The sequence below is a fragment of the Caloramator australicus RC3 genome, assembly GCF_000297115.1.
In the GTDB taxonomy this organism is placed as follows: Bacteria; Bacillota; Clostridia; order Clostridiales; family Caloramatoraceae; genus Caloramator; species Caloramator australicus.
This window is the reverse complement of record NZ_CAKP01000100.1, coordinates 1-12,311: the sequence shown is the minus strand read 5'-3', so window position 1 is coordinate 12,311 and position 12,311 is coordinate 1. Positions and strand designations below refer to the sequence as shown.

Annotated in this window: 9 protein-coding genes; all 9 read right to left on the bottom strand. The window is 31.5% G+C overall.

Annotated elements, in window-relative coordinates:
* Positions 1 to 36: 36 nt before the first annotated feature.
* Entirely contained in the window at positions 37 to 1,383 is a 1,347-nt protein-coding gene (locus tag CAAU_RS09785; RefSeq protein WP_008909279.1) for a GH1 family beta-glucosidase, read from the bottom strand.
* 17 nt (positions 1,384 to 1,400) lie between these two features.
* On the bottom strand, positions 1,401 to 2,735 hold the full coding sequence (locus CAAU_RS09780) for a glycoside hydrolase family 30 protein (RefSeq protein ID WP_008909278.1): 1,335 nt from the start codon (positions 2,733 to 2,735) through the stop codon (positions 1,401 to 1,403).
* Between the two features lie 20 nt (positions 2,736 to 2,755).
* Positions 2,756 to 5,971: a hypothetical protein gene (locus CAAU_RS09775; RefSeq protein WP_008909277.1), complete on the bottom strand. Its 3,216-nt coding sequence runs from the start codon at positions 5,969 to 5,971 to the stop codon at positions 2,756 to 2,758.
* A 34-nt stretch (positions 5,972 to 6,005) separates the two neighbouring features.
* Positions 6,006 to 6,857 (bottom strand): carbohydrate ABC transporter permease, encoded by an 852-nt coding sequence (locus CAAU_RS09770; RefSeq protein ID WP_008909276.1) that lies wholly within the window; start codon positions 6,855 to 6,857, stop codon positions 6,006 to 6,008.
* Between the two features lie 13 nt (positions 6,858 to 6,870).
* Positions 6,871 to 7,764: a carbohydrate ABC transporter permease gene (locus tag CAAU_RS09765; RefSeq protein ID WP_008909275.1), complete on the bottom strand. Its 894-nt coding sequence runs from the start codon at positions 7,762 to 7,764 to the stop codon at positions 6,871 to 6,873.
* A gap of 79 nt (positions 7,765 to 7,843) precedes the next feature.
* Positions 7,844 to 9,190 carry an ABC transporter substrate-binding protein gene (locus tag CAAU_RS09760; RefSeq protein ID WP_008909274.1) on the bottom strand — a complete coding sequence of 449 codons (1,347 nt, stop codon included), beginning with the start codon at positions 9,188 to 9,190 and terminating at the stop codon, positions 7,844 to 7,846.
* A gap of 92 nt (positions 9,191 to 9,282) precedes the next feature.
* Positions 9,283 to 10,290, bottom strand: a complete 1,008-nt coding sequence (locus CAAU_RS09755) for a LacI family DNA-binding transcriptional regulator (RefSeq protein WP_008909273.1) — start codon at positions 10,288 to 10,290, stop codon at positions 9,283 to 9,285.
* Between the two features lie 225 nt (positions 10,291 to 10,515).
* Positions 10,516 to 11,319, bottom strand: a complete 804-nt coding sequence (locus CAAU_RS09750) for a ZIP family metal transporter (RefSeq protein WP_040306476.1) — start codon at positions 11,317 to 11,319, stop codon at positions 10,516 to 10,518.
* A 587-nt stretch (positions 11,320 to 11,906) separates the two neighbouring features.
* Positions 11,907 to 12,311 (bottom strand): ATP-binding protein (locus tag CAAU_RS09745; protein ID WP_040306475.1); only part of this gene is annotated, 405 nt, incomplete at its 5' end.

The window sequence follows — 12,311 nt, the reverse complement described above, 5'->3', positions numbered from 1 at the left end:
ATAAGAGGCAAATAAAAAGATGGGGGGGACCCCATCTTAATCTAATATACCATTATTTTTAACAACATTACTATACCAATAAGCACTATCTTTGATTATCCTCTTTTGAGTTTTATAATCTATAAATACAATACCAAATCTTTTTGAGTATCCTTCAGCCCATTCAAAGTTATCTAAAAACGACCATAAAAAGTAGCCCTTTAAATTAACTCCATCTAATATTGCTCTATGGGCTTGTGTTAAGTGTCTATACAAATAATCGATCCTATAATCATCTACAACTTTCCCTTTATAATTTACTATATCGTTAAAGGCTGCTCCATTTTCTGTGATTAAAATATCAACCCCTCCATAATTCTTGTGGATATTAATAAGCAAGTCAAATAAACCCTCAGGATAAATTTCCCAACCCATGTCAGTTTTAGGGTTATCAAGATCCACCATTGTCACTTTAAGAGGATAAGCATTCTCATCATATCTTAAAACACTTCTTGTATAATAATTTATTCCTAAAAAGTCTATTTTTTCACTTATGATCTTCATGTCATCTTCTAAAAACTCTGGAAGAATCCTTTGTTCACTGTATAATTTTAGCATATCTTCAGGGTAACTTCCCTTTAATACAGCATCTAAGAACCATCTATTCATAAATCCATCATATACTTTTGCCGCTAATATATCTTTTTGGTCATCGGTTTCTGGATATGTGCTTGATAGATTTAATGTTATACCAATTCTTCCCTTTAGACTCATATTTCTATATAGCCTTACTGCTTTCCCATGGGATAAAAGTATATTATGGGCAACCTGCAATGCAGTTTTATAATCCTTAATTCCAGGAGCGTGAACGCCCCAAGCATGGCCTAATATTGATACAACCCATGGTTCATTATGGGTAATCCATATTGGAACAATATTGCCAAATTCCTTAAACATCAGTTCTGCATATTCAACAAAATAGTCCACTACCTTTTTGTTTGCCCATCCACCTATATCTTGAAGATGTTGAGGTAAATCCCAATGATATAAAGTTACCGCTGGCTGAATACCTTTTTCTATTAATTTGTTAATTAACTTTTTATAAAAATCAAGCCCTTGTTGATTTACTTCTCCATATCCTTTAGGAAATATTCTTGCCCATGATATGGATAGCCTGTAATTTTTTATACCAAGTTCTTCTAATATCTCAATGTCCCTTTCATAAAGATTATAATGATCACATGCTACGTTACCATTTTGATTTTTAAATATTTTACCAGGGATAGAAGTAAATCTATCCCATATATTTTCTCCCTTACCATCTGCGTTATAAGCACCTTCGATCTGATAAGCTGAAGTTGCAACTCCCCATATAAAGTCTTTAGGAAAATTGTATTTTTGCATATCCAATACCACCTTTTTTAATTTACTAATAGTGTCATTATAGAGTGCCTTAGACTTTTCAGTTCAGTTATTCCCTTCCCTACCTTAAATCTAAAATCAATATCTTCATCTGATTTATTCATTACAACTGTTACAATTGTTCCATCTGGATTTTTAAATGTTGTAACTTCTAAGGAATCATATGGGTTTATAAAACCTATTCTTTTAGCTCCTCTTTTTATAAATCTACTAAAATGGCCTATATAATAATAAGAGCTTTGAAAATATATTTCATCTTTTTCTACATCAACAATTATTGGAGCATCACAGTAATTGCCAACATGGTTAGGCCCTCCTTGAGTATCTAGGAGTAAATTCCAATCAACCCAACCAACAGTATAATTGTTTAAATCGCCGATTATATTGTGTCCATATCTTTCTCCTACGTTCCAATCACCAAGTTTTACTCCACCCTCTTGGCATCCCTCAGTGAAGAGCAACTTCTTGTCCGGAAACTCTTCATGGGTCTTTTTAAGGTTTTCAAATTGGTCCCCTGAATACCAGTGAAATCCTACACCCCAAACATATTTTGAAGCCTCTTTATCAGATAAAATAACCTTTGCTCTTTCATACAATAAATCTCTATTATGATCCCAAACAATAATATTTATATGTTTTAAACCCTCTTTATACAACGTAGGTCCTAAATGATATTTTACAAAATCCCTTTCTTCCTCTGCGGTATATCTACACGAATCCCATACCTGTGTAGCCTCTGGCTCATTTTGAACTGTAATGCCCCATATATCTATTCCTTCTTCCTTCATTGCTTTAATGTATTTTGCATAATATAATGCCCATACGTTCTTAAATTCTTCCTTTAGTTTACCGCCATTATTCATTTCCCCATTTGTTTTCATCCATGCAGGGGGACTCCATGGAGAAGCAAAAAGTTTAATATCATTAGAAAAAGCCATTGCCTTTTTAATAAATGGAATAACATACTTTTTTTCTCTGGCAATATTAAAACTTTTAAGTTCAACATCGTATTCTTCTACATAGTCATAATTTCCCAATGAAAAATCGCAGCTATTTATGTGGGTTCTACAGAGATTATATCCATTTCCTTCATGCTTATCAAAATAAGCCTTTAAAATCTTATTTTTGTTTTCTTCTCCTAGTTTATAAAAATTATATGCAGCCGCTTCAGTAAAGGCACCACCAAATCCTTCGATTGTCTGATAAGTTTCATCCTCAAATACTTCAATTGCTTTATCAACTTTTTCACCGAAGTTTAAAGCTTTATTTTCTTTCAATGCTAATCTATCTTCAGTATCTTTTGCTGTTAAATAAACTTTAAGTTTACTTCTCATTTAAATCCCACCTATGAGTGTTATTTTAAGTAAATATCTATTCTGTTTATTTTTCCTTCTCTAATCAATGTTGCATATTCTTCTTCTATAAAATTATCTAAAAATTCAATAGTATTTCCACTAGGTAAATAGATTATTATTTTTTGCTTAGTAATGTCCATTTCATAAGTATTTTTTCTAGATGGATTATAATATGTTACCCTGCATCTGCCTAAAAAATTAAAGCTAACTTTATTCTCTTCATCGAATAACCATTCTGGTAACACAGGATTAAAGCTCAAAGTGAGTTTGCCGTTTATAATTTTAAATGGTTTTTTACCTACAAACATTAACCTCCACATACTCAAAAATTCTGCAGTTGCACCACTTAATCTTGCAACAAATCCCGTTCCATGAATTGACTCGTCGACATTAGCACTACTTGCGATAAAGGATGAATTTTCAAGTGGGCTTCTGCCATATACACTTGCATCCATGAAGGGTATCAATACGTTTTTAAAGTCATCATAGTATTCCTTATAAAGACCACTTTTTAATAGCTCAAGCATATATTTATATTCCATATGAAGCCAAATTGATTCATTTTCTAGCCATCCAGGAGTAAATGCTCTTGCCCTGCCTATTTCTATAGTTTCCTTATTTAAAGAGGCATTAACTTTATACATCTTTAATTTTTTATCAAATAAGTCACTGTTTTTTACTCTTTTATATACATCTCTTAAGAAGTCTTTATCATTGTAAATTTTAAACCCTCTAACTATCCCTTCCAAAAATAATGGCATTTTATTTTGTTTAAATTTTAATGCTCTAATATACTTTTCTTGATTTTCATCGTCTACATCTTTGTCAATGCCTTTAATGATCTCGTATTCTTCTACATCATAATAAAAATACGTAGGCATTAAACCATCGTTATTTATAATAGCTTTATCTAAGCCCAACTGTAATTTATCTTTAAGTTCTTTGATCTTATCTATCAATTCCGCTGATCTTACAGATACTTCTTTGCCTTGAAACCCAAATTTTACATCTTCCCTATATTTCTCACGTAAATCAGACATAATTGACCAAAAATCATAATCTTTATTATCCATATTTGATTCGTTATATCTTTGAACATACTTAACTTCGTTTTCAATTAGCTGCATAACTTCAATCGGAATTTTAATTTCTTCATCTGGATATTCCTTTAAAACATCTAATATAAAATTGAAAAGTCTAACCAATTCAAAGGCCTCTGCAACTGAAGAACCAAAGAGTCCAGGAAGACCATTTAATGCATCATACCATCCTGGTTTTCCTGCCTCCATCTCAATTCCCATTCCAGCAGGATCAATAGTAGCAAATTTTACTGCTGCAAGATTTAATAGCTTCACAATTAAATTAGTTGTATATATCTCTCCTACGCCTTTGTTAGCTCTCATTATATTTTTATAAGTTTTTCTTGATTCTATAAGTTTCTTTTTGTCCTTATCTTCTACTATTGAATTATATTGTCTTACTTTACCGTTAGACAATACATATCTTTTCTCCCTTGGTAAGACAACTTTACTATTATCAAAATAAGTATAATCATATTCATTAAATAGCAAATCCCTCTTTTTATCTGGATAAACCTCTAAATAATTCTCAATCAAGTCTAAGTTATATGTCCAATGATCCGTCCAAAATCCTTCACCATGAACTGCATCAATTTCTTCTTCCGCATTTTCCATAATCTTTGTTAAGAATTCCTCTTGTGAAACCTTAAGTTTTATATTTCTTTGTTCTATAAATGTAATCAGCCTACCTGGTGTAAATGGATTTGATAAAATCTCCTTTAACTTGTCTGTATCTTCAGCTAGTTCGTCGATAAAGTCTAAACTGTTAGCTTTAATTCTATATTTAACCCCATTAATAACTAGTGGATTATAACCATCTGATTGAATTAAATTCATGAAAATTTTTATGTTATAACTTTTTACTTCTGGATTAAAGAAAACATCATTTCTTCTATTTTGATTTATATCTCTGTAATTTCCATTTCCGCTTGAATAATATTCTGGTTCAAGTGAAAAGTAATTATAATCTCTTTCTAAGTCGCCATGTTTTCTTGAATACATATAATAAACAAGTGGCTTGTCACCATTTTTTAATATTAAAGGATATCCACCCCTTAGAATGTTGTCTAGGTAACTTTGTCTACAATATTCATCAAATAGCTTCGATGATGTTTTTGTATATATATCATCTGTTAATCTCTCTACAATTTTTTTACCTTCTAAATATTTATTATTAATATAATTTTCATCCATAAATATTTCTTTATAGCTTTCTAAAACAGAAATCTCCGGTGCATGGCCGATAATAGTATATATATCCAAAGCTTCCCCTGCATTAACATCCAAACTTACTGCTGAAAAACTACATGGTATTTTGTTTGAAGTAATTTGCTTTCTATCTAAAATTTCACTTAAAGGGAAATTATAAAATACATCTGGATAGCTAAGGGATGTATTCATTCCAAAAACAAGGTCAATATCAACAATTGGATTTATTAAATCCTTTTTACCTTTTACATTTTTAAATGACAAGTAAAAATTACCTTCTTTAAACTCTGTAACATTAACACTATCTTCTGATGACGATCTCATTCTAAAAATTGGGATTCCGCCTTCATGATTATATACTTCCATCCATGCTTTAAGGGTATTGCCAACTTGTTTTAATCCACCATCGCTTATCCCATATGGAAGCACTACTGGCATCCCGTCCAAGATTTCAAGACTTTTTTTGTTGTTTGAAATATTTTTAATTGTTACTTTCCTAACTAGAGCAGCTATCTTTTCTTGTGGAAGCATAAAATAAAGAACATTTATTTGCAATCCATTTTCTGTGTTTACTTCTTCTATTTCAAGCTCATTCATTCCTATATACATTTTTTGATTAACTTTATTATTTCTTGGATATAAGAAAGGTTCATATATATTTTGTTCATCTGTAAACTTTATAAATGTCCTAAATCCTACGCTTTGAACATTTTGATAACATTTATATGCTGGGAAAAACTCCATTATTGGATTATCTTTGTTTTTTATTCCAAAGGATGATATACATTGACCTCTATTGACGTAAAATATCCACATTGGAATTCCCTTCTTACCTGCTATTCCAGGTAAGAAACTTGCAAAAGGCTTTGATGCATTAAAATTTTCTATAACAAATCTATTTTTTTCATCAAAGTAAAACTTACTCATATTTATCCTCCCTTAACGCTCCCAGTCATAATCTTTATTCTTTTACTGATCCTGCCGAAATGCTGCTAATAATATATTTAGATAAGAACATAAATGCTATAATAATAGGCGCAACTGACATAGAAATTGCCAAATACATTGAACCTAAATTTTCAGCAACTTTTCCTCCCTTAAGATATCCCATCAAAACAGGCAACGGATATTTTTCAGGTGAAAATATTACAACTAATGGGACTATATAACTATTCCACGCTCCAATAAAAGTAAATATTGACATTGTTGCAATCGCTGGCAGCATCATTGGTAAAATAATTTTATGGAAAATTGATAATTCACCTGCACCATCTATTCTGGCCGCTTCGATTACCGCAGGATGCATTGATGAGATTAAATATTGACGCATAAAAAACACAGTAAAGGGCGTCGCTATTGAGGGAACTATTAGTGGTATATAGCTATCTAATGTTTTTAAAGCTTTATTTAGCTCGAAAAAGCCTAGTAAGCTTAATTGACTTGGTATCATCATCATTATTAAAATAATTATAAATAATAGTTTTTTCCCTTTAAATTCATATGCGTAAAATCCATAGGCTGTTAAAGCTGAAAAATATGCACTTAATATCGTTACAGATGAAGCAATAATAAAGCTATTCTTATAACCAAGCCAAATTCCTTTAAATATTCCGTCGCTAACATCCATATGATACATCATATTTTTATAGTTTTCTATCAAGCTCTTTCCTGGAATTAGCGTAAAGCCTCTTACTATTTCAGTATTAGAACGTGTAGAATTTATTATCATCATAGCAAAGGGTAACAAGCAAGCGGCTGCCAGCAAAGTTAACGCAGCATATATAAGCCATTTAATAATGTTTCTTTTATCCAAAAATCACACCCCCTTAAACCTCTTCCTTAAACATGCCTTTGAAAACGATCATAGAAAATATCAATATTATTAAAAACAAACCATAAGCTACTGCTGATGCATAGCCAAAATTATGATACTTAAATGCTTGATTATACAAGTATAATACCATCGTAACTAAGGAACCCTCTGGTCCTCCAAGACCATTTTGTGATATTAAAAATGGTATTTCAAATAATTGTAATCCACCGATTAAAGATGTAATAACTACATAAATCATAATTGGTTTTAGCAATGGCAGTGTTACTTTAAAAAATGTTTGCCATCTATTGGCCCCATCTATCATAGCTGCTTCAAAATAATCTTTTGAAATACCCTGGATTCCTGCAAAAATAATAATAAATGTATGTCCAAACCATAACCATGTCTGTATTAGCGAAACAGATAATTGTGCTGTAATTGGTTCTCCAAGCCAATTAACAGGTTTTGAGATAAATCCATATTTAAGTAAAAGGCCATTAAGAGCTCCATGTTGCCAATCTAAAATATATAAGAACAATAATGCAACAGAAGAAACTGTCATCAAATTAGGTAAATAAAAAATCGCACGGAATAGACTTAAACCCTTAAGCTTTAGTCTTATATCTGAAAATAGAATAGCTAATATCAACGCTAAGGATAATTGCAATATAATATTTACTCCCCATATTTTCCATGTATTTACGAATGCTTGCAAAAAGTATTTATCACTTGCTAATCTTAGATATTGTTGTAATCCTACCCAGTTTGCTTTAAAGGGCGAGCCAATTCCTTTATAATCTGTAAAGCTCATATATAAAGAAAGAAATATAGGATAAATACCAAATATACTAAATACTATAAAAAATGGAGATATAAATAAATAGCCGTATTTATTTCTAGAATTCATAGTGCACCCTCTTTCCTTTTAAAATATAAGTATAATAGGTGAACTTTTGTCCACCTATTATACTTGTGTTTTTTTATTATTATTGCTTATCAAGTGGAGTTATAATCTCTGGGTATGCGTTTTTAACCTGCTTATAAAATTCATTAATCGCTTGTTCTTTAGTCTTCTTACCATTTACATATTCTGATACTACATTACCCCAAATATTGTCTATACCTTGGTCGTATTTAGTAACTATATTAGGATTGATTTTTTCAGCTTCTTTTAAGAAGAATTGATAATGGTTTTGACCTTTCAAGAATTTATCTGATGCTGTATCCTTTACTTTGTCTGTAACAGGTTTATATGAAAGTAAATCTCCTGTTTCTTGATACCACCAATTTAAAAACTCTTCATCATGAGTCATCATTTTAACGAATTCCCATGCTGCACCTTTATTATCTGATCCTGAATATACTCCTATCCATGTTCCTCCCCAAAAATATGGTGATGGTCCCGAAGTTAAACCCCAATCGCCTGCTGTATCCTTCGCATTTGGTTTAATAACATAATGTAATCCCCAAGTAGGCATAACATATCCAAACACTTCAACTTTTTTGTCTGATTTTACTTTATCTAATTTATCCCAACCAGCATTAAAAGGAACAGGTCCTTGCATTGATGCAAACCATGCTGGTGACCATTCTGGAGCCATTGCAGTATATTCATTTTCACGTAACTTCTTTTGATAATCCATGAAATCTATCTGTGCTTGTGTTAATTGCAACTCATTTTTTTCATTTACCCATGGTTTTGGATCTGAACCCTTAGCAAACCAACGAATTGCACCTTCATCTGGCACTATCTTATAACCTGCCTTCTTTAGTTCTTCAGCTGCTTTAAAGAAATTTTCCATTGATGATAACTTTTCTCCAACAAATGCAGGATCATCGTTTCCCCATACTTTTCTTGCAATCCATCTTTTATAAATGAATCCTCCTGGTGTTGCCTGCCATGATAATGCCTTTACATTACCATTGCTGTCCTTTCCAAGATTAAATACATATGGAACATAATCCTTTTCCCACTCATCTGCATTATATGGATCTTCTGATAGATTCTCCCAATATGGCAAGTCAATCCATTGCTTTACCCATGCTATTTCGGCTGTAAATACATCAGGAGCTCCTACTCCGCTTTCTAAAACTGGCTGTATTTTAGATGCATAATTTTCAGTCGGAATAATTGTAAGTTCTGTTTTTATTCCGTATTTCTTTTCAAAATACTCTAAGGGTTTCTTTAATTCATCTGTAAATGACCATACCCTTAAAACTTTGTCCTTATTAATTTCCAATTCCTTTGCATTCTTGTTAGTTTTTGATCCACATCCAACAAATAATGTTGTTATTAGGATCATTGATAAAACAGCACTTAGTAATTTTTTCACTTAATATACCCCCTCTTCTTAGGTTTATTAAAAATTATGGACATCATTATTTAAATATAATCGAAACCGGTTTCGAATTTGAGTAAAATTAACTAAATTAAGGATTTGCAAGAATCTCTAATTATCAGTTCTACAGGAACAATAACAGAAGTTCGTGCGATTTTTTTATCAATTGCATCTATTAATATATTCGCTGCTTGTTCACCTATTAATTCGGTATTTTGTCTTATGGTAGTAAGTCTTGGTGTAAAATACCTACACATTTCTAAATCATCATATCCAATAATAGATATATCTTCAGGAATTCTTAAACCTTCTTCTTTAGCAGCATTAATTGCTCCAAAGGCCATAAGATCACCTGATACAAAAACTGCTGTAGGTCTATCATCTATTTCTAAAATTTTTTTCATAGCTCTATAACCACCGTCAAATGAAAAATATCCACCATCCACCAAATATTCATCAATTTTCTCTAGATTCAACTTTTCCAAGGCATTTATAAATCCTTCATATCTTATCTTACCTGCAAAAGTTTCTTGACTACCATATATATGTGCTATTTTTCTATGTCCTAAAGAATAAAGGTATTCAACAGCTAAATAACATCCTCGAAGGTTATCTGAGTAAACGCTGCTAGCAACATCGCTTTCATTATCAACTAATACACAAGGGAAATCGCTATTTATGATCTCCTGAATTTGTTCATTTTTAGGATCTGAAGTTATAATTATAACTCCGTCTACTCCTCTTATTTTACAATGATCTAAATAGGTAATTGGATTTTTACCTATATCCTTTGATATAAATAAAAGATCATAACCTTTCATCTCAACATTTTTCTTAAAACTTTCAATAATTGCATTGAAAAATGGATGCTTTATACCTATATTAAGTTTTTCATCAAATAATATTCCTATTGTCCATGATTTTTTCGTAGTTAAAATCCTTGCATGAGAATTAGGAATATACCCCATTTCACTGGCCTTTTTTAAAATTATTTGTTTAGTTTTCTCGCTTACGTCTGGGTAATTATTTAATGCTTTTGATACAGTTGTAGGTGAAAATCCTGTTGCTTTAGATATATCGTATATAGTTGTCAAATCTATGCACCTCTTTTAATATTTTACGAAACCCATTTCGTAATACATTTTTATTATAGCAAACTTATTTATTCTTGGTCAATACTTAAATAAAAAAAATTCAGTAAATTAATATTATTTATCACAGGTTACTTTCTGGTCCTGAACATAAAGTTTGTGAAACATATGATGCTTGGGGTGGAGAAGAAAATGTGTGGAAAAGCCCTTTTATTCTAAAATAACACTCTATCCTAGTGCCACATCTAATAACATCATAACAGCAAATCCTATCATAGTCCCTAATGTAGCTATATGCGTATGTTCCCCTGCCTGTGATTCTGGAATAAGTTCCTCAACAACTACAAAGATCATAGCACCTGCTGCAAATGATAGAGCATAGGGTAATATGCCCTTCATGTAAACAACTAAAGATGCACCAATCACAGCTGCAATTGGCTCTACTGCTCCTGATATCTGACCATACATAAAACTTTTAAATCTTGATAGTCCTTCTCTTCTAAGTGGAATCGAAACTGCTGCCCCCTCTGGAAAGTTTTGAAGCCCAATTCCTATTGCAAGGGCAATCGCCCCTGCCAAATTAGCTGATGTATCTCCACTATTTAAAGCACCAAATGCAACTCCAACCGCAAGCCCTTCTGGTATATTGTGTAACGTTATAGCAAGAACAAGAAGTATGCTTCTTTTTAAACTTGTCTTTATACCCTCTGCTTCATCCGAGAACATATGTAGATGTGGCATAAACATATCCACTGCTCTTAAAAAGAAACCACCCAATAAAAATCCTACAACTGCAGGAACCCAAGAAATAATTCCCATATTCTCAGCCATTTCTATTGACGGATTTAAAAGAGACCAAAAGCTTGCTGCAATCATAACACCAGCTGCAAATCCAAGCATCCCATCTAATACTTTTCTATTAAGTTCTTTAAATATAAAAACCATCCCAGACCCCAACGCTGTTAAAAACCAAGTAAAAAGTGTTCCAAATAATGCTAATATTACTGGATTAAATCTATCAAAATTCATCATATCACCCCACTATGTTATAATAAAGCATTGAATATATAAATACAAATTTATCTTAATATATCCATATATACCCTTCCATCCTTAATTTCAACTATTCTATCAGCCTTTTCTGCTATTCTTCTGGGGTATACAATCTATTATTGTTCTTACAATTGAACTTCTAACGTGATCCATTCATATGTATACTTTCTTTTCATCTACACCGCAAAACATATTGTTTAAACTTGGAGATAATATATCTTTATAAAGCTTAAGAATATCAATTTTGCCTTAACCCAATAGCTTTAATGCAAATTAACTGCAGATTTTTTATCCCCTTTTTCTAAATACACTATCAACTCATTATAAGACTCCATATAAAACACCTCTTTAGAAAATTATTATTTATAAATAATTATAATATATAAAAGAAATCACTTCAAGAAAAACAAAATTTTAATTCCATATCCCAGCATTATTAATATTATGCTCTTTTAATATAAAGGTTGTATAAAAAATGCTAGAGCATATTCCAAAAGCCGGACTATTGTAATCGGCAAGTACTTTTGGAGAAATTTCGGAAATTTTTTATCCCGAAATTTTTCCATCTAATCATTAAATAGCGACTTCCTGTTTTCCAACCTGTAGCTTTTGCCTGTCATATTAAAAATCTCACATCGGTAGGTTAGCCTGTCCAATATAGCTGTGGTTAATGCTACATCCTGCAAAAGCTCACTCCACTCTTCAAACCCTTTATTAGATGTGATAATTATTGACGTTTGTTCATGTAGATTTGATATTAATTGAAAAAACATATTTGCTTCTTCATGTGAAATCGGTAAATATCCAATTTCATCAATTATGACAAGGTCTGAAGAGTATATCCTATTTATTTTACTTTTGCTTTTCCTTGATATATCCTGTGTTTTTAAATGATACATTAGCCTGTCCATCGTTGTGAAACTTACCTTGTATCCCATTTCAACAGCTTTGTATCCAAGTGCTATTGCAAG